This window comes from Gilliamella sp. M0320 (assembly GCF_016101635.1).
In the GTDB taxonomy this organism is placed as follows: Bacteria; Pseudomonadota; Gammaproteobacteria; order Enterobacterales; family Orbaceae; genus Gilliamella; species Gilliamella apis.
In genome coordinates, this window is sequence record NZ_JACFQD010000009.1 from 57,423 (window position 1) to 77,917 (window position 20,495).

A 20,495-nucleotide genomic window follows, 5' to 3' on the forward strand; every position below is an offset into this window, starting at 1 on the left:
GGATTTTGGCAGTGTACCATATGGTAGGTACAATGCCAATTTAATGTAATGATATTTCAGATTAAATGCGTGTTTGAGTCTTTTATTTTAATAATTCATTTTGTAATGATGATGCATTTTTAAATTCAGTATAGTCAGTGATAGCTTCAGGTTCTTTTTCTCCTTTTTCCGTTTTTCCTATCACTTGTGATGCTATTACTAAACCTTTTTGGTCAATAACAGTACTTTTATAAAAATCAATTAAATCTTGTTTAGTGATTTTCTTAAGAAGTTCTATTTTTTTATCACGCGAATCAAATTGGAAACGTGATAAACGATAATCTGAAATTAAACGTTCAAACTCTTCATCTAATGATTGCGGCGGCATTGTCTGTTCATCAATGATGCTTCTTTTATACTCTTCAATATCCTTATCAGTTAACGCATCTAATTTATTTAACATTGTTGGGTAAAAAGCTTGATAACGTTGTAATAGATAAGCAGGATCCCACTGATTAGTTTGCACAGCAAAACCCAGCCCGACTGATTCACCGATGAAAAATGGAAAAATACCTACAAGATAACCCAATTGTTCATGACTCCGCAATTGATCAAAAAACCATGGTGACATAATACTAGTTAATGTATAGCCAACCACTTGACTTTTAGTCGGATCATAATTAGTTGGGAAATAAGTCATTAACAACGCGCTATCGGTACTTTTCGCTTGTTGAGTGATTCTCGCTGTAAACGAAGTTTTAATTGCTATATCATCCAAAGGAGTAAATTCAACATCGCGTTTTAATGTCTTTTGCACTGCATGATAAAGATCCAAAGAATCTTCATTTGAAATATTACCTAAACTAATCATATAAGGTATAGATTGGGTCATCAAGTTATCACGATAAGCTTCAACATCACTAATAGTGATAGTATTTGTAATTTGTCGTCTTTCATCTCGTTCAAAATAGTGTGGCAACTTAGATAATGCAAGAACTGGCTCTGACGCTAATCGAATACTTTCAAAATGATCTGCCCCATCAAGTCGTTGCAGATACCATGATTTAGCTAATGCTAAACTTTGTTCATCAATAGCCACTTGACGATAGCTATTAAGAATAGCCAATACCATTTCTGGTAAATGTTGATTAAAACCAGCAGCAGTTATCATTAAACCATTATCAGGACCAGTGGATAATGACATTCCGGCATTACCTGCTTGAAATTGTAATTGCGTTAAATCACGACTAACGATGTAATCAAGTAACTCAAAAGCAATCGACGTTTTTGCGTCTTTAAAAGCCTGATTATTACGTAAAGAAACAGCAATCACAGCCTTAGGATCATTATTAAAATGACGACTAACAAAATGAATATGATTCCCACGTTTACTAAATGTAGCTGGTTGAATTTGATCGCTATTTTGACGAATTATATTAAAATTATCTGGGATATAAGGATTTAATTCCGGCAAACTAAACGAAAAATCTTTAGCTAAATTAGTCCACGTTGTTTTTAATTCATCACTGATATTATCTACTTTATAAGGCGCATTGAGAAAATATGCAGTTTTATCGGTAGTTTGATTTGGGGCAATCAACCACACTCTAGCATTGTCAGGAGTAAAACTTTTGATTCGATTGATGATAGCTTCTTTATTCAAATGTTCCGCAACATAATCCGCATCTAATACATTTTTAACCGGATAAAGTAGCATCTGATCTGATAACCATTCGACATAAGACATATCACGGTTAACATCTTTATACTTAAAAGATAAAGCAAAAACTTTTTTTATCTCATCATAATAAGCTTCTGAAACGCCCTGTTTTTCAATTAATTGTAAGTAATTGAATATAGCTGCAATCACCTTGTCTTTTTGCGCCAAACCTTCATCAGTTAAAATGACATTAATATTAAATGTTCCACTATTACCATAATATTTACTATCACAAGTTGCTTGAATAGCTTCAATCAAACCTTGTTTTTGTAGCTGATCAGCTAAGGTATTTTTACCATTATTACTAATTAAATAGATAAGGTACTCATTGGTTTTATCAGTAAATTTATCGATATCATTTTCAATCGGAAATTTTAGGGACAACATTTTTCTAGGTTGAGCAGGTATCATGGTAATTTCTTTACCAGTAAACTCCTGAGTAATCGCTGGTTTGGTAATTGGCGGAACGACTATATTTTTATTAGGAATTTGACCGTAAGTAGATTCAGCTAAAGTTTCCAATTTTTCAATGGATTGATTACTGTAAATAACCCCCACCATAATATTAGCTGAATAGTATTTATCATGAAAGTTGACTAGTTCATCTTGTAATTTACTATTGTCTTTATCACTTAAAGTTTCTAAATTTCCTCCCGAAAATTGTGATGCCGGGTGATTGGGGTTAATTGTTTCAGAATCAACTTGCTGAATACGAAAACCATCACTTGAGCGATACATCGTCATTTCTGCATTGACGGCATTTCGCTCTTTATCTGCAAATTTAGGATCAAAAATTGGCTCAGCAATCGCATCAGCTAAATAATCTAATGCAGTATTAATTACACCATTTTCAACTTCAAAGAAAAATGCGGTGCGATTACCGCTAGTAGACGCGTTATAGTTACCAGCATGTCGCGCCAAAAATTCTGTAAAACTTGACGGTTGAGGATACTTTTTCGATCCCATTAGCACCATATGCTCTGTGTAATGAGCTAAACCTTGTTGAAGCACTGGATCATATAACGAACCAACAGGCAAAGCTATAGAACCAAGAGATTTAGTCGCTTTTGGATCTGAAACTAATAAAACTCGCATTTTATTATCAAGTTCAATGACTTCATATTGACGATCATCTCGTTCGCTTTGCTGAACTTTATTTGATAACACAGAATGTTCATGCTTATTCTCAATTGCAAATGAACTATTAAATGTAAAAACGGTTAATGCAGTAACAAATAGTGTTTTAGTTTTCATATTATTCATAGAATTCTCGCCTAATTTAAAAGACAGTATAATCGAAATATAAATATAAATGAAAAAGAATAATTTATTATTTGGAATACAAAATTACAGTCAAAATTCAAGAATATAAAGGTATATAGAAGGTATGATTAATTACAGCTTTATTAATAGAAGAGAGCAATATAGCGATAACCGAGTTCGCATGAAAAAAGCAATTATCTAAAAGATATGGTTAAACTAACATTATCGTATTAAAAATACAATAAATTAATAAATAAAAAGGGCCAAAAAATAGCCCTTCCTCATTAATTAGATCATTAATGGTGTTTTCATTGTTAATCTTAATTACCAAGTAATCAATTAATGCTCACGTGTTTTTCTAAATTCAACATCTGGATAACGTTCTTGTGTTAGATTTAGATTAACCATACTCGGCGCAATATAAGATAGATTATCACCACCATCTAGTGCCAAATTTTGCTCACATTTTCGTTTAAAATCATCAAGTTTCTTAGCATCACTACATTCAACCCAACGAGCTGTTGTTACATTTACTGGCTCATAAATCGCTTCTACGTTGTATTCAGATTTTAAACGCGCAACAACTACGTCAAATTGCAACACCCCTACCGCTCCAACAATTAAATCATTGTTGGCAATTGGACGGAATACTTGTACAGCACTTTCTTCTGAAAGCTGAACTAAACCTTTTAATAATTGTTTCTGTTTAAGAGGATCTTTTAAACGAATACGACGAAACAGCTCAGGGGCAAAATTAGGTATACCGGTAAATTTAAGATCTTCACCCTGAGTGAAAGTATCACCAATCTGTATAGTGCCATGATTATGTAAACCAATAATATCACCAGCATAAGCTTGTTCAACATGATCTCGATCACCAGCCATAAAGGTTAACGCATCAGAAATGTTCACATCTTTTGCGATACGAACATGACGCAACTTCATGCCTTTCTCGTATTTACCCGATACAATACGCATAAAAGCAACTCGGTCACGATGTTTAGGATCCATGTTGGCTTGGATCTTAAATACAAAACCAGTAAATTTTTCTTCAGTAGCGGCAACTTCACGTTTATCGGTCTGGCGAGGTTGAGGCGTCGGAGCCCAAGCTGTCAAACCATCAAGCATATGATCAACACCAAAATTCCCAAGCGCTGTACCAAAAAATACTGGGGTTAAATCACCAGATAAAAATGCTTCCAGGTCAAACTCATTTGATGCACCTTGTACTAATTCAAGCTCATCACGAAGTTGCTGTGCTAAATCGTCACCAATTGTGTTATCGAGATCTGGATTATCTAAACCTTTGATAATACGAACTTCCTGAATAGTATGACCTTTACCTGTTTGATAAAGATAAGTCTCATCTTTCGCTAAATGATAGACGCCTTTAAATAATTTACCACAACCAATTGGCCAGGTAATTGGTGCGCACATGATGTTAAGTTCGTTTTCAACTTCATCAAGCAACTCCATCGGGTCTCGTATATCACGATCAAGTTTATTCATAAAAGTCAAAATTGGCGTATTACGTAAACGTGTGACTTCCATCAATTTACGTGTTCTATCTTCGACACCTTTTGCCGCATCAATAACCATTAAACAGCTATCAACAGCCGTTAATGTTCGATAAGTATCTTCAGAGAAGTCCTCATGCCCAGGAGTATCAAGTAAGTTAACTAAACAATCATTATAAGGAAATTGCATGACCGATGTGGTGATGGAAATACCACGCTGTTTTTCCATTTCCATCCAATCTGATTTAGCGTGCTGAGCATTTGCACCACGCCCTTTAACCGTACCCGCAGTTTGAATCGCTTGTCCAAACAACAATACTTTTTCGGTGATAGTCGTTTTACCCGCATCCGGGTGAGAGATAATAGCAAAAGTACGACGAGCCTTAACTTCGTCTAAATAAGCTTGTTCTGTCATAAAATTTATCAATTTAGCTAAGCAAAAATAATGGCGTATTCTAACAGGTCTACATCTATATTGCCATTGAAGAAGACTATTTTGCTATTTGCCTTATTGATATATCTATGCATAATAGCGGCATTTAATACTGATGATGATATAATCACTATTTGGTAATAGTGTTTAATATTAGAAATATCTGAGAATAACCATTAATATGAATATTCGTGATCTAAAATTGTTTTTACATTTGTGTGAGACATGTCATTTTAGTATGAGCGCTGATGCAATGCATGTTAGCCCATCCACACTTTCAAGGCAAATCCAACGCCTTGAGGAACAATTTGGCCATCAATTATTTATTCGCGACAATCGACAAGTTCAAATTACTCATGAAGGCGAAAAAGTTAAACGATTTGCTCTACAAGTTGTAAATCTACATCAACAATTAAAGCACGAGTTAGATCAATCTACTCAACAATTGGTCGGAGAATTAACATTATTTTGCTCAGTAACGGCTGCCTATAGTCATTTACCTGATATATTAGATCGCTTCCGCATGCATTATCCACTAGTTGAAATTAAACTATCTACTGGCGATGCTGCTGATGCAGTTGAAAAAATTCAATCTAATCAGGCTGATCTTGCCATTGCAGGCAAACCTAAACAATTACCGGCTGGTGTTGAATTTATAAAATTAGGTGAGATTGAAATGGTCTTATTAATTCCTAAACTCAATAGCTCATTTAGTGATAAATTACATCAAAAAACGCCGGATTGGCATAACATTCCTTTCATTTTGCCAGAACATGGTCCTAGCCGACAAAGAATTGATTTGTGGTTCAAACAACAAAAAATAACTTGTCCTAGAATTTATGCAACAGTTGCAGGACATGAGGCAATTGTATCTATGGTTGCTTTAGGATGCGGTGTGGCATTATTGCCAAAAGTGGTAATGGAAAACAGCCCAGAAAGAGTACGCGAGCGAATTACTGAATGGTCAACCAATTTAATGCAACCATTTGATGTCGGTATATGCGTTCAAAAAAGACGATTATCAGAAAAAATTATTTCGGCGTTTTGGGCTCTTGGGAAGCAAAATTTACCGTCTAATGAATAAATTATATAATCAATCATAAAATGGAAAACTAAACTAATTAAAAAATGGGAAGCTACTGTAATGACCTTAATAATCAGAAATAAAAAAACTTTAATATCATTACTATTTTTACCACTAGTTACAATTCCGAATATAGGCTATACCGAGCAAAACAATCTCTACAAACCAAAACTACAATGGATTACTATTCACAGTTCAAACTACTATGATGGCGATAGCGACGATCTGGTCACAGCCGGCATTGGCTTTACACCTTTATCATCAATGATACAAAAATTCAAATTTGCTGATCCAGCTAATCCCACGACGCAGGAGCTTCGTCGAGCCAAACTAAATCGTTTTATTGATACAAAAACTGGAGAGGGTCAATTATTTGGCTTTAAACAGAAAAACTTATCACCATTGTTCGACGGGAAAATAGCCGGTAGCGAAATTTTAGCGACACTTAAAGAAGAAAATGTCGGTATTCTATTACAAATTCCCGTTGATTTTGATAAGAAAAAACCATGTATAGTGGCCGTTCCTGCTAGCAATTATGACGGTTTATATAACGCCAAAGATATGCAAATTCGTGGGCTTTGGGGACTAAAACACAATTGTGCAGTAGTTTATAACGATAAAGGATTGGGGAATGGTATTTACGATATTACAAATCAGCAAGGTTTCACTATAGAAGGAAAAATTGCAAAAGATAATCTATTATTTAATCCTAAGATTAAAAATAGAGAAATTTTTATCGAAAATAATCCAAATAGATATGCCGTTAAACAGTTACATTCAAAACAAAATCCTGAACATAATTGGGGCAAATATATTTTAAATTCTATTGAATTTGCACTTTATGAAATAAATGATAGATTTTCAGCCACAAACACTCGCGATTTTAACGCGGATAATACGTTGATATTAATCTATGGTGCTGAGGATGGTGCTAGTGCAGCTTTGAAGGCTGGTGAATTAGATAAAAATGGTATCATTGATGGTATTGTTGCGGTTAATCCACAAATACAACCAAACCCAGATATTACCTCACTTTCAATCCAAAATAAAACTAGTTCTAGAAGTTTAAAATATAATTCAATTCCTGATTATGCTACCTTAGCAGCACTTTATATTCCTTGTGCCATCCCGGCAATTGAGCCTAATAAGTCAGACAATTATGTTCCTTATGCGTTAAAATATCTTTATTCACAAAATCGCTGTGATGCACTAAAAAAAGCTAAATTATTAACTACAGGAACACCTAAAGAAGCCCTAGACAAATTACATGATTATGGTTGGCGACCAGAGATGGAGATCCAGTTACCCTATTTTTATTATAAAGAGTCTATTGCCTTTCCGTATCAATATATCAGTTCATATGGTCGTTTTGATGTTACAGAAAACATGTGCGATTATTCTGTGGCCAGCACTCAACAAGATCGACTCTATAATTTTGGCGAAGTAATGCCGTTAAAAGAAGTAAACTTCTCTGAAATATGGTCACTATCTAATGGCCATTTACCTATTTGGGCAGATAAAGATGTTACCGCTATTGATCTTGTTGTAAATAAAGATATCGTTTCACCAAGACGAGCATGGTATTCAAGTTCTGAAACCGAAAATCAAATAGATTATGGTATTAAAGGAGCAATTTGTTTACGAGAAAAAATAACCGAGAAACGAGTTATTGATGGACTCAAACAAGTACAAGCAACCGGAAATTTAAATAAAATTAAAACGTTTATTGTACATGGACAAAATAATGTCAAACAGTTAATAGATCATACATCTCGCCCTTATGTTGCTTTAAATAGTGCAGTAGAAGGAAAAGAATCACAACTACGTTATATCGAAGTTGAAAATGCTAGTTATCTCGACGGCAAATCACCATTTGATAATACATTATTGGCTATTGATTATTACGGTGAAGATGCCATTGAGTGGTTATGGGCTAATCTAACTAACAATACGACATTACCTGAAAGCCAGATAATTCGTACTAAGCCAAGAGGAGGCAGCATTGGTCAAGCTCCGCAAGCGACAATTGAAAACTTAGTACCAATAACTCAAAAACCAGATATCAATAACTTAATAATATTGGAAGATAAAAAAATCGCTTTACCTTAATAAAACTATTTGATTTTTTTAATGGTTATCGAATGAGTTTATATAACTAAATTATACGATAACCATTGTCTCATTAACTTATGCCGATTTTACAAATGTACATATTTTCGGGTATAAATCAAAAAAAAGTATTTCTAATGCATTATAATTTTGCTTGATATCAATAATAGTTTCTTGCAATAAATAAAGCTTTGGTCTTCGCTGTGCCATACCTTTTAATACTTTCGCAATAAAATCGATTGAAGCGTAATTTTCTAGCCAAGATTCTCGCCACATTGCATTCATAAAAGATTGGTAATTTTTAGGATAATCAATAATATATGGCTGAATATGCCTTTTAGTCATAATATTAAATGACGATAAAGTTTGACTTGAACCAAAATCATGCCAATACTTTGATAAAAAATGATCCCAAACAATATCAAGCGTAATTGGAGCAACACGTTGATGACTATTTCTAAATAACATTTTTGCTTGTTTAACAGAGGGAAAACTATCAGTAAGGTTATCAACTTTTCGATGCAACATAATGCCATCAGCTATCTCTGTCGGATACTGCTGATAAGGATCACCTTTTACAAAATCAGCAACTGTATTGCCAATTAACGAGCTATTGGCAATTGTTGCTAAATGTAAATGCGCAAGAATATTCACAACGTTCTACCAATAATCAATCACGATGTTTAAATTCGCCTTCAGCAAATCCTTCTCGCCAATAGCTGGTGATCTGAATAGCATTAGGTTCTAAATTAAGATATTTATCTTTGATTGAATGGCGTAATTGTTGTGCTAATGATCTTTCCATTCCTCCCCAAAACAATATATTTTCTTGATCACTCAAATCAATGTTCATTACAGCTTCAATTAATTGATTAGGAGCATTTACATCCTTAACGAACCATTGAACTGTTACATTTTTGTTGATTGGGAGCTCAACAATATCCGTTTTGTGATTAACTTCAATAAAAGCTAATGCTTTTTGAGAACTAGGCAAATTTTCTACGGTATAACATATAGTTGGCACTGCAGAAATATCGCCCATCAAAACTAAAAATTGATTATCAAATTCTAATTTACCTGCGGTACCAACAATACCAACTTGATCGCCTACTTTAGCCTTTTGAGCCCAACACGTCGCTAATCCATGAGAATGAATAGCAAAATCAATGATTAACTGATTGGTGGATTCATCATAACCACGAATGCTATAACTACGCGCTAATTGGCGAATTCGATCACTTACCATGATTTTATTATTTTCGTCTAATTGCGGAAAAGTAATTTCATTAGTCAAAGGATCAGCAAAGAGTAATTTTAAATGAGGACAAATCCAATTAGGGTTGACCATCAACGGCTTATCACAGCTAAAATGCAAACGTAAAAAACTATGAGATAACTGTTCAACTTTAATAACTGTTAATAACGCATTAATAATTGCTTTTCTTGGCTTCTCTTGCATATGATGATCCTTATATTGCTGATATAACAAAAACATCATACAACAAAAAATAGCTAATACTATTAATTTTGACTATGAAAATATAAGTTAATTTATAGTTAATTAACGATATCGTTATTAAGCTGTCACTGAAAAACCCCTTTCCTCAAAATTTGAGGATTACCCAATTATTAATAAATCTAACTATTTGATATATAGTGCCTATATATCATACTTATCTGAAATTATACGAAAAATAACCTACTTAATAATAATTTCAGAAAATAACTAGATCATGTTTTGAATAATTGTTTTTTTATATTTTTGATGAACTCTTTATCTGTATCGATTATATGGCTATCGCTTTGCCAATATTTTAAATAAATGAGTTGTTGTTTACTTAATTTTAATTCTATTTTGTATAGTTTTTTATCTATATCCGCTGGCTCCGACGCCGACGCCTTGCTCGTTTTCAACGGCTCGATGTCGGCTTTTGACATTTCGTTCGCTACTCTCTCTTCATGCCAACGTCGCTTTAACCACTGATGATATTGTTCAGTATCGTAATCCATTCTAAGCTCAGCGCCAAAAACGGTTTTCACCGCTTTTGGCAATCGCTCGGTCAACTTTGATTCGGGAAAACCACACACCACAATCTGACGATTAGGATATTTTTTAAACTGCATAAAACGTAGATTTAGGCAACAGCCTAAATGCTCAGTTAAAAGAAAAGCGCCTTGATTATAAGCACGCAAAAACATACCTTCTTTAAATAGTAATATACCTTTAAATTGATCTTGTTGATAAAATTTTTGTAACATATTCATAATGATTCTTGTCTAATAAGTAATAACCCAATTTATTTTCTACAAAGAGCATTCGCATAGTGAGTACGATATGTTGGCCCAACAAAAAAATCATATGGTTGTAGACCGACAAAACCATCATGACTATGAACTACAAATCCCAATCTAGGATTATCCTTATTAATTTCCTTAGCCCAATAATTTCCAACAAATGAACTTACATCAACGCTCATTTTTTGCCAGTTTGAATCAGGATAACCATCTTTAGAACCCATCCCCACTCACCAAATACAGATTTCCCGATTTGTCTGGTAGCACTATTACTAAGATGATCTAAAGAGGTTAGGTTATAAAAATCATAAGCTCGAGGTGAATCTGAAAGTTCTGTTATAGATAGCATGTTATTACGACCGCCACAAATCTGCACTGCTTGCTCAATAGTGATCTGCCCAATATGTGGAATAACCCATATATCAGTAGGATTAAAAGTATACTCATGGATGACATTATTATTTCGAATCAGTGTTGCACGTACAGTAACTGGTCCTGTAGGTTTATCATTTAATGTAATATAACCCCTACTATCTATACTGACCTTATTATCAGGATTAACTGGAATACTAAATTGATAATCCGTTTGAGACCCCGTCATAACTAGCTGAAATTTTGCCCCAGAAAATCCTGTAGTTGGAAATTTTCTCCCTGATGACTCAGTCGGATTAACTTTATAGCCCATATTAGGGATATAATCACTTGAATAACCACCGCCATTCTTTGGATCCCTTTGGGTAAAATTAGGATCATTCCAACTATAACTATCATCTGGGTTGATACCATCCCATTGATATTCAGGCACTAGTTCTGTCGCATAAGGTTTGGCATAACACAATTCAGATTTTACTGCAATTTTGTAGACCTTTTTTATTGTTACAAAATCACTTTTTCTCGGTTGACCATATTGCGAGAAAGTTTGTACTTGATTAGTTATTTCTAACATTAATGGCATTGGATAACCACTTCCACAACCAATTATCTTATTTTTATCGCTAGTAGAAATTTTATTGCCATTAGCATCAAACCATTGCCAAGTGGTTTCCGTGGTTAGAAATGGTTGAACAGGATCGATATCATCACCGTCTAGATCTTGATAATTCATTCGATTGTCTAATGATTGATAATTAAATCGCTGTATGGCAAATTGATTAAAAGTTAAATTAGCATCAAACTCTTTAATTTCGTTTTCTTTGATATTACCGCTAAATTCACTATAAAATACACCGTTTACCATAAAACCATGTTTATCTGCAGCTATTTGTGTATTTATAACTTCAGGGTTATTCCCGTGAATAACGTTAACAGTTTGAACGGTTAAAGCATTAATATTAAAGCTCAATAATAAGGAGAATAAATATAATGAATAAATTAAATTGGATGATTTATATGAATAACGTATCTTTATACGTAATTGACTAAAATTTTTTATTGATAAGTGTTTATATGCCCGATGCCCGATGCCCGATGCCCGATGCCCGATGCCCGATGCCCGATGCCCGATGCCCGATGCCCGATGCCCGATTAAGACCATATTTTAACATATTTTCGCTAATCCTTGCTATAATTTACATATAATTTTCAAACACATACATTAAATATCATAAAAAAAATAATATTATTCTAAATGGTGAATGTAAAAAAATACATCTGTTACATAGTAAAGTAAAATATTAGATTTGTAATAACTTTTTATGTAAAAATTTGTTAATGAAATACTTTACATTGATGGACAATTTATTCATTTTACAATTAAAAAACTCTTATTACAGTTCTCGCCTTTCCTCAAAATTTTTGACCTGTTTTTGTCGTTGTTCTCGATCGAAAAATGTCCATGCAACAAAACGGCTAATTTTTTTACCTTGAGCCATGGGTATAATTTGGTATTCAGTTACGGATGCTTTTTTTAATTGTTGTTTTATCCTTGTCAGCGATTCTTTTTTCGACACTAACGAAGTAAACCATAGACATTGTGTTTTATAGTTAACACTTTCGGCAATCATTTTGGCTATAAATGCACTTTCTCCTCCTTTGCACCAAAGTTCAGCATGTTGTCCTCCAAAATTAAGCACAACTTGATCTTTTTCTGAACTTAATTTACCCAATTTTTGTAGTTTTGTATGAGCACTCGCTTGAGCCTGTTGCTTTGAATTATGAAAAGGAGGATTGCATAAAGTTGCCAAGTAAAATTCTTTTGGCTTAATGATATTTGCAAAAATAGCCTCGCTGTTCGGTTGTAAACGACATTGTAGGTTATTTTTTAATGATTCATTAGATTTTGCTATTAACGACGCAACCTTGATTGATGTTGGATTGATATCACTACCTACAAATGACCAATCATATTCAGCACAACCAATAATTGGATAAATGGCATTGGCACCAACCCCAATATCTAACATGCTAATTCTCTTACCTGTTGGGATCTTATTCTGATTATCTTGAGCTAATAAATCAGCCAAATAGTGGATATAATCTGCTCGTCCTGGAATTGGAGGGCATAGGTAATCGTCTGGAATATCCCAATAAGAGAGTCGATAATAGTGCAATAAAAGTGCTTTATTTAGCATCTTAACAGCAACAGGATTAGAAAAATCAATCGTTACCCGACCATATTGGTTAGGTTTAACAAAGTTAGATAATGCTGGTAACGTTTTAATAAGTAAATCAAATGGGTAACCATTAATATGCTTATTACGTCGATGTAAAACATCTTTATTAATCATTGGCGATGTTGTCTGCATGAATAATCCGATATGAAAAATTGCCGGCTATTATAGCCTTTTTACATAAATATGCGAAAATAGCCAAAGCTTTTAGGTTAAAAAACCCCTCTCCTCAAATTTTTTATTACTGTTAAACTAAATTTTATTTAAGTGTAACTAATTCGAAAATTAACTGTAGATTTGTTATAATCTGCCACTTTCAATTCACATAATAACGCAATGAAACGTCTACCCAAATTATCAATAATACCATTTATTAGTTTAATGCTAATATCTTTTCAACTGCATGCAAGCGAATTTAATGGGCAGGAGTTATCGTTATTTTGGGCTATCCCATTTGTTGGAATTTTGCTTTCTATCGCATTATGCCCTCTATTTTTAGCACGGCTGTGGCATCATCATTATGGCAAAATTGTTTTGGTTTGGACGTTACTATTTTTAGGGTCTGCATTGTTTTCTTTTGGCTTATCTACCACAATTCAATTAACAGCCCATGCCATTATTGAAGAGTATATCCCTTTTATATTATTACTGTTGGCATTGTTCACTGTTTCTGGTGGTATCCTTATCAAAAGCGATAAAATAAGTACGCCAAAATCAAATGTTATTTTATTAGCCATTGGTGTGGTATTCGCTTCAATTATGGGAACAACTGGCGCAGCGATGTTAATGATTCGGCCATTACTGCGAGCTAATCGGCAACGACACCATTCAGTTCACACAGTAATTTTCTTTATCTTTTTAGTCGCCAATATTGGTGGTGGTTTGACGCCGTTAGGTGATCCACCATTATTCATTGGTTTTTTAAAAGGTGTGGATTTTTTCTGGACTGTTAAACATATGTTATTGCCAGTTATTTTTACATCAGGTTTATTACTTATCATCTATTATTTTATCGATAGATATTATTATGTTAAGCAATATGGCAATATTTCCCTTTCTTATAGATCAGAAGTAGTTAAATTATACGGTCTAAAAAATATCGGTTTGCTAATGGCGATAATTGCTAGTGTGCTTTTATCTGGCATTTGGCATCCAGCGATAAACTTCACGCTATTAGGATCGCAAATTGAATTAGAAAATCTAGTTCGTGATGGCCTTTTTATTGCTATAACGATTCTTTCAATACTGATCACGCCAAAGCAAGTACGAGCTGGCAATGAATTCAATTGGGATCCAATCAAAGAAGTTGCCAAATTGTTTATTGGTATCTTTATTACTATAGTACCCGTTCTGGCAATTTTACGTGCCGGCAATGATGGCACGTTAAGTTCAGTAGTATCATTGGTCACCAGTGAACAAGCCACACCAATAAACAGTATGTATTTTTGGTTATCGGGTTCATTGTCAGGATTTTTAGATAATGCACCAACTTATCTGGTGTTTTTTAATTTAGCATCCGGTAATGCAACTACTTTAATGACCACTTATGCAGACACACTATTGGCAATTTCAATGGGTTCCGTATTTATGGGGGCATTAAGTTACATTGGTAATGCACCTAACTTTATGGTTAAAAGTATTGCCACACAACATAAAATTAATATGCCAAGCTTTTTTGGCTATATGAAATGGTCAATAGGGATTTTAATTCCAATATTTATTATTGATAATTTGGTATTTTTTGTATTGTAAATGTTCAATTGTTCGTTATGAAACATTAAGATAAATTTCAATTGCAACATCTATGAATTTGTGTGGGTAACAATGATAGGCTAACATTCAACAGCTCTTTCTGTTGGCTTCCCTTAAGTATTTTTTTCTCTTTTATCATCTTTGCTAATATCGCTATATAAACTATAACTAAAAAAATATGCGCTTCCATAATAAGTCAGATTAACTGGAGTAGTTTTTTAGTTCACGGTTAATTATTTTTTTGAACTTTGAAGGAAACAGATATACCTGAAAGTTTTGATGATAATTAAAAATGCTCTGCTATTTTGTATAAAAAACACCCTCACCAAGTCAGAAAAAAAAATATCATAACTAACGTTATCAAAACAAATAAAAGTTTTAGAATTTTTATTCTATAAAAAACTTCAACTGCTTGGTATTCAGTCGCGTTCTGATGAACTTTTAAACGGGAAAATTTTAAAAATGTGAAGCTTCGCACATTTTTAATAAAAAGTCCTGCATAGCTATAATTTATAGCCAAAATATTAGGTTAGCTGTCCAAATATTAAAGGTGAGATTTCGATTTACTTTTTAGAATGTGATGGTAAGTTTTAAAAAGAAGTGAGGTTCAGAATGATTGAGATGTTACTTGATAAAGATTTTTTCTCGTCTAGCGATCAAAATATCGCCATTGAGCCTCGAACACCACAACCTGTTTATCCTGAACATACCCATAATTTCAATGAGATCGTTATTGTAACTAGCGGATACGGTAAACACATATTGAATGGGCGACTTTTTGATTTATATCCAGGCATGATGTTTTATATTAAGGCTTCCGACTGTCATTTGTACGAAAGCGTTGATGATTTGCATTTGACCAATATTTTGTTTAGAGATCCTAAAAATTTTCATTTTATCAATGGAATAAATCAATTAATTCCAAACCCTGATCCAATTCAATCGCATTACTTTTTTGATAAAAAATCTTATGAAAATATTCAATCGATTATTAAGCAATTAACGCCAAATCAATCCAATGCTATTCAGGAGAGTTTATTTTTACAATTACTTTTGATTTTTAATAATAATCTTTATGTTAATCAGGGTTCTGGTTCCTATGATAATCGCGTTAAACAACTTCTACGTTGGTTACAAATCAATTTTAAGGAGCAAATTAATTGGGCACAATTAACTGAGCAATTTTCATTATCATTACGCTCTTTTCATCGACATATAAAGAATGAAATTGGTATCACACCACAAAAATATTTAATAAAGCTACGGTTGGCTAATGCTTACACACAGTTAATTTACAGCAATAAATCCATCACAACTATTGCACAAGAGTGTGGTTTTAATGACAGTGCTTATTTTTCAACCTGTTTTAAACAAGAATTTACGTTTTCGCCACAAACATTACGTAATAATCCAGATAAACGTTATCATTAATCAATCAGGAACAGTCTATGGAAAAATGTTTACGTTTATATAAACAAGACTATTTTATTTCGGAGATAAATACTGTTACTGTCGAAAGACGTGATCATCAACAACCCTTTCCTTTGCATAACCACGATTTTAATGAAATTGTAATTGTCTGTTCTGGTAACGGTCTACATCATTGGAATGATTACGTTTATCCTATTACCAGTGGTGATATTTTATATATTAATCCGAAAGATGTGCATGGCTATGAATCTGTTAATGACCTTAGATTGGATAATATTTTATATTTGAGAGAATCACTATTTTTATCATCCACTATTGAGTCTTATTTACCTAAAGTGACTGCTAGACATAATGAACGGTCTTGGCGTATTCAACCTTCATCCCTTAAACTTTTATCACCACTTATTGAACAGTTAGATGTTGAGTCTAAGAAAAACAATTTAGCCTCCGTTCATTTATCTGAGGCTCTTTTTTTACAGTTGGTTATTTTGTTAGATCGGATTAAACAAGCTCCAACGGTAGCTCTACCTACTGCTACTCATCAATTGGATTTATTGTTCACAGCTCTTCATAACAGTATTGCAACCCCATTTAATATTGATGTTTTTTGCAAAGAAAATCATATCGCAAGCCGTTCACTTAGTCGCTTATTTAAAAGTCAAACAGGGATGACTATTACTGGCTACTTACAAAAAAGACGTCTATGTGATGCAATGTCTTTACTTAGAACTACTGATTATTCGATTAGTATGATTGCGGCAGAATGTGGTTATGATGATAGTAACTATTTTTCATCTGTGTTTAAAAAGCTGACCAATCAGACCCCTTCCGAATATCGAGCCCAATTTAACGATAAGAAGTGATAATTGAGTGTATAGAAATGATTATATATTTAGTTTCCTCTCTTTTATGTGTATTAAAGAGAGGAATATTTTATAATAAATAAAAAACTTCAGTTAATGATTCACTAATCGGGCTGTTATCAGAATTGCTTGGCATGATATCTTTCATAAACGCCCACCATTTTTGACAAGCAGCTGTTTTAGCTACAGCATCCCAACGTTCCTCAGATTCAATTTCGACATAGGCAAAAAGTAGATTTCTTTTGCTGTCTAAAAAGATTGAGTAATTGTGAGCTCCATGAGCTTTAAGTTCCTTCACTAAGTCAGGAAATATTTCATCATGCCGCTTCTTATACTCTGCATGTTTATCAGGATGAACCTGCATAATACTCGCTTTTCTTATCATAATAATTCCTTTTTATTTGAAATAGGTTAACTTTGTGTTTAACCTATTTCACTTTCATTGTGTCATTTTTATTGGTAAATAGAATGATATAGTTGCTCAATTTCTCTTACGTTAGTATCGCGAGGATTACCTCCGGTACAAACATCATCAAAAGCAGCTTGGGCTAGCGCAGGAATATCATCTAATTTTACGCCGATCTCTTTTAATGTTGCAGGAATACCAACATCAACGTTAAGTTGTTTAACTGCATCAACAGCAGCTTTTCTAACTTGTTCGATTGTCATGTTTTCCGTCGCAGCGACTCCCATTGCTTTAGCGATATCGCGATATTTCTCGCCAGTAAATTCAGCATTGTAAGCCATTATATGAGGTAAAAGGACGGCATTAGCCACACCATGAGGTGTACCATAAAAAGCTCCGAGTGGATGTGCCATTCCATGAACTAATCCTAAACCCACATTTGAAAACCCCATACCTGCAATATATTGTCCTAATGCCATATCTTCACTACCTTTTGCGATCCCGCTTACCGAGTCACGTAATGAGCGAGAAATAATTTCAATCGCTTTCAAGTGGAACATGTCTGATAATTCCCACGCCCCTTTAGTTATATAACCTTCAATCGCGTGAGTTAAGGCATCAACACCAGTTGCTGCTTTTAAACTAGCAGGCATACTTGTCATCATATCTGAATCAATAATTGCAACAGCCGGTATATCGTGTGGATCAACACAGACAAATTTGCGTTTATTTTCTTCATCTGTGATTACGTAATTAATGGTCACCTCGGCAGCTGTACCTGCTGTCGTAGGAATTGCGATCGTAGGTACGGCTGGTTTTTTAGTTGGCGCAACACCTTCAAGACTACGAACATCCGCAAATTCTGGATTATTGATGATAATACCGATAGCTTTTGCGGTATCTTGCGGTGACCCCCCGCCAATCGCAATCAAATAATCTGCACCAGATTGTTTGAAAACTTCAACCCCTTTTTGAACAATACTAATGGTTGGATTTGGCATGACTTCATCAAATACTTGATAAGAAAAACCATTGTTATCTAGTAATTGTGTTACTTTAGTTGCTACTTTGAATTTGATTAGATCTTTATCCGTAACCACTAACGCTTTTTTAAAACCACGTTTTTTAACTTCATCTACGATTTGACTGATTGAGCCTGCACCAAAATAAGATGTTTCATTTAAAATCATTCTATAAGCCATAATGTTTTCCTTTTAATTAACTAGTCATTCCTAAACCAACAATATTGGCAGCAACAATGATTACTAAACAACCAATACAAAGAATACGTACTGGTTTTTTACCGGTACCAAACCACTCTTTTAGTGCTAAACCAACAATCCCACCACAAAGTACATAGAAACTCATATGTAACATCCAACTCATAAAGCCATATTCTGTTGGAATATTTGCATGCCCCCAAGCATAGAAGAAGAATTGGAAATACCACATTGCACCACCTAAGATAGCAAAAAGAATATTGCTAATTAATAAGGCTTTGGCAACAGAGATATCTTTTTTGAAGGATAAGTCTTTTTTAACGCAGAGTCGACTTATACAGAAACCGAGATTAATAATTGCCCCCCCACCCATGATAATGACATAACTTGGAAGTGCCACGTATAAATGATCCACACCAAGCTCAGCCGCTTTTTCATGCATAGGTACTGCTGCGCTCATAGCAAATGACATACCAGCCGAGAAAATACCACACATGATGGCAAGAAGAAGACCTTTCTTTAAGTTAAAATCTTCAACTTGTACACCTAAGGTTTTTTCTTTCAATAAGCCAGCGTAAGTTACTATAGCAACCCCAATAACAGCAACGACTACGCCTAATAATGTCATTTTACCGCCTGTCGAGGCCAATAATTCACCAAATTTACCTTGTAATATTGGAGTCATGAGAGTGCCGACGATTAAGGTTATCCCAATAGCAATACCTATTCCCATCGACATACCTAAATAACGCATTGTTAAGCCATAACCAATGTTACCGACTCCCCACATTGCGCCAAATAAGAAGACCGGAATTAATATGTTTGAACCAAACGAACCATAATAAGCCCAAAAGTCTGGTAATAAAAAATAACTTATTGACCATGGTAATATAATCCAAGAAAATAACCCTGCGATTGACCACATGGTTTCCCATGACCAGTTTTTTACTTTTTTAAGTGGTGCGTAAAAACAAGCAGCAGAAGCAGCACCAACAAAGTGCCAGAATATGCCTAAAATAATTGAACTACCCATATCCATATCCTTATATTTTTATTAGCAATTTTTACTGTTTATAGCATCTTCCATTGGAGTGACACCAAAACGCTCAGCTAACAATCTGAACTCTTCCGAGGTGATAGTTTGACGTTTTCCTCCCATTGATAACACTTTGACTAAAACTTCCGCCGATTTTTCAGCTGTATCAATTAAGCCAAAAGCTTCATCTAAGGTTGGACCTGTTCCAAATACACCGTGAAAAGCCCATAAAACTAAACTATGTTTTGCCATCTGTTTTGCAGTGGCATAACCAATCTCGTCTTTACCCGGAACCATCCAAGGCACAACACCTACACCATTAGGAAATACAACTAAACATTCGGTGCTCATTTCCCACAGCCATCTGGTTATTACCGCAGTATCAAGCTCTAGGACATATGTTAAAGCAATTAAATTAGTTGCATGACAGTGCATGATGACTCTATCTTTTCCTTGGCTTTGCTCAATTCTTACAATATGAGATTGAAGATGAGCAGCTAGCTCAGAAGTCGGTAAACCACCATTTATCAATCCCCACATAATGTAATAACCTTTGCCTTGTTCATCGATTTTAACAATAGCTAACGTATCAGCAGGATCTAATATGACATTGCGGAAATACTTACCGGAACCAGTGACAATAAAGTACTGGTTAGCAAGTTTAGTGACATCTTGCGTCAAAGATACATGACGCTGATGAATCCCCTAATGATTTTGGTAAAAATCATTAAGTTAAGGTGGATACACATCTTGTCATATGATCAAATGGTTTCGCGAA

The 20,495-nt window shown here is 34.1% G+C and carries 16 protein-coding genes and 1 pseudogene; 5 read left to right on the forward strand and 12 right to left on the reverse strand.

Annotated features, from left to right (window positions below):
* Nucleotides 1–82 precede the first annotated feature (82 nt).
* Nucleotides 83–2,962 carry a pitrilysin gene (gene ptrA / locus H3T83_RS10645; RefSeq protein ID WP_198215735.1) on the reverse strand — a complete coding sequence of 960 codons (2,880 nt, stop codon included), beginning with the start codon at nucleotides 2,960–2,962 and terminating at the stop codon, nucleotides 83–85.
* 339 nt (nucleotides 2,963–3,301) lie between these two features.
* Nucleotides 3,302–4,894 (reverse strand): peptide chain release factor 3, encoded by a 1,593-nt coding sequence (gene prfC, locus H3T83_RS10650; RefSeq protein ID WP_198215736.1) that lies wholly within the window; start codon nucleotides 4,892–4,894, stop codon nucleotides 3,302–3,304.
* A 199-nt stretch (nucleotides 4,895–5,093) separates the two neighbouring features.
* Between prfC and ilvY the strand changes: the two genes are divergently transcribed.
* Together ilvY and H3T83_RS10660 are read left to right on the forward strand one after the other, a co-directional pair.
* Nucleotides 5,094–5,996 carry an HTH-type transcriptional activator IlvY gene (gene ilvY, locus H3T83_RS10655; RefSeq protein ID WP_034901974.1) on the forward strand — a complete coding sequence of 301 codons (903 nt, stop codon included), beginning with the start codon at nucleotides 5,094–5,096 and terminating at the stop codon, nucleotides 5,994–5,996.
* Between the two features lie 60 nt (nucleotides 5,997–6,056).
* Entirely contained in the window at nucleotides 6,057–8,105 is a 2,049-nt protein-coding gene (locus H3T83_RS10660) for a 3-hydroxybutyrate oligomer hydrolase family protein (RefSeq protein ID WP_198215737.1), read from the forward strand.
* Nucleotides 8,106–8,183: 78 nt separating this feature from the next.
* Here H3T83_RS10660 and H3T83_RS10665 read toward each other — a convergent pair whose 3' ends face one another.
* The 6 genes from H3T83_RS10665 to rlmF form a co-directional block, all read right to left on the reverse strand.
* Nucleotides 8,184–8,759, reverse strand: a complete 576-nt coding sequence (locus H3T83_RS10665; RefSeq protein WP_034901972.1) for an ACP phosphodiesterase — start codon at nucleotides 8,757–8,759, stop codon at nucleotides 8,184–8,186.
* 16 nt (nucleotides 8,760–8,775) lie between these two features.
* Nucleotides 8,776–9,564, reverse strand: a complete 789-nt coding sequence (locus H3T83_RS10670; RefSeq protein WP_198215738.1) for a siderophore-interacting protein — start codon at nucleotides 9,562–9,564, stop codon at nucleotides 8,776–8,778.
* 272 nt (nucleotides 9,565–9,836) lie between these two features.
* Nucleotides 9,837–10,370 carry a hypothetical protein gene (locus tag H3T83_RS10675; RefSeq protein ID WP_065613331.1) on the reverse strand — a complete coding sequence of 178 codons (534 nt, stop codon included), beginning with the start codon at nucleotides 10,368–10,370 and terminating at the stop codon, nucleotides 9,837–9,839.
* 32 nt (nucleotides 10,371–10,402) lie between these two features.
* Nucleotides 10,403–10,582, reverse strand: a complete 180-nt coding sequence (locus H3T83_RS10680) for a hypothetical protein (protein ID WP_198215739.1) — start codon at nucleotides 10,580–10,582, stop codon at nucleotides 10,403–10,405.
* Entirely contained in the window at nucleotides 10,579–11,934 is a 1,356-nt protein-coding gene (locus tag H3T83_RS10685; protein WP_198215740.1) for a hypothetical protein, read from the reverse strand. Before H3T83_RS10685 ends, H3T83_RS10680 begins: the two co-directional genes overlap by 4 nt.
* Nucleotides 11,935–12,166: 232 nt before the next feature.
* The gene (rlmF, locus tag H3T83_RS10690) at nucleotides 12,167–13,144 is read right to left on the reverse strand and encodes a 23S rRNA (adenine(1618)-N(6))-methyltransferase RlmF (protein ID WP_198215741.1); all 978 of its coding nucleotides are present in this window, start codon (nucleotides 13,142–13,144) and stop codon (nucleotides 12,167–12,169) included.
* 246 nt (nucleotides 13,145–13,390) lie between these two features.
* Between rlmF and H3T83_RS10695 the strand changes: the two genes are divergently transcribed.
* From H3T83_RS10695 to H3T83_RS10705, 3 genes are all read left to right on the forward strand, one after another.
* Nucleotides 13,391–14,761: a sodium:proton antiporter gene (locus H3T83_RS10695; protein WP_198215742.1), complete on the forward strand. Its 1,371-nt coding sequence runs from the start codon at nucleotides 13,391–13,393 to the stop codon at nucleotides 14,759–14,761.
* 612 nt (nucleotides 14,762–15,373) lie between these two features.
* A complete protein-coding gene (rhaS, locus tag H3T83_RS10700; protein ID WP_198215743.1) occupies nucleotides 15,374–16,192 on the forward strand; it encodes an HTH-type transcriptional activator RhaS in 819 nt (272 codons plus the stop codon).
* Nucleotides 16,193–16,209: 17 nt separating this feature from the next.
* The gene (locus H3T83_RS10705; RefSeq protein ID WP_065651829.1) at nucleotides 16,210–17,055 is read left to right on the forward strand and encodes a helix-turn-helix domain-containing protein; all 846 of its coding nucleotides are present in this window, start codon (nucleotides 16,210–16,212) and stop codon (nucleotides 17,053–17,055) included.
* A 70-nt stretch (nucleotides 17,056–17,125) separates the two neighbouring features.
* Here H3T83_RS10705 and rhaM read toward each other — a convergent pair whose 3' ends face one another.
* The 4 genes and pseudogenes from rhaM to rhaD all read right to left on the reverse strand — a co-directional run.
* The gene (gene rhaM, locus H3T83_RS10710; protein WP_065579278.1) at nucleotides 17,126–17,440 is read right to left on the reverse strand and encodes an L-rhamnose mutarotase; all 315 of its coding nucleotides are present in this window, start codon (nucleotides 17,438–17,440) and stop codon (nucleotides 17,126–17,128) included.
* 68 nt (nucleotides 17,441–17,508) lie between these two features.
* Nucleotides 17,509–18,663, reverse strand: coding sequence for a lactaldehyde reductase (fucO, locus tag H3T83_RS10715; RefSeq protein WP_065651827.1), 1,155 nt, complete (start codon nucleotides 18,661–18,663; stop codon nucleotides 17,509–17,511).
* A gap of 16 nt (nucleotides 18,664–18,679) precedes the next feature.
* A complete protein-coding gene (gene rhaT, locus H3T83_RS10720; RefSeq protein WP_086360421.1) occupies nucleotides 18,680–19,714 on the reverse strand; it encodes an L-rhamnose/proton symporter RhaT in 1,035 nt (344 codons plus the stop codon).
* Nucleotides 19,715–19,735: 21 nt separating this feature from the next.
* A pseudogene (rhaD, locus tag H3T83_RS10725) lies at nucleotides 19,736–20,410 on the reverse strand (rhamnulose-1-phosphate aldolase); the annotation flags it as partial.
* Nucleotides 20,411–20,495 lie beyond the last annotated feature (85 nt).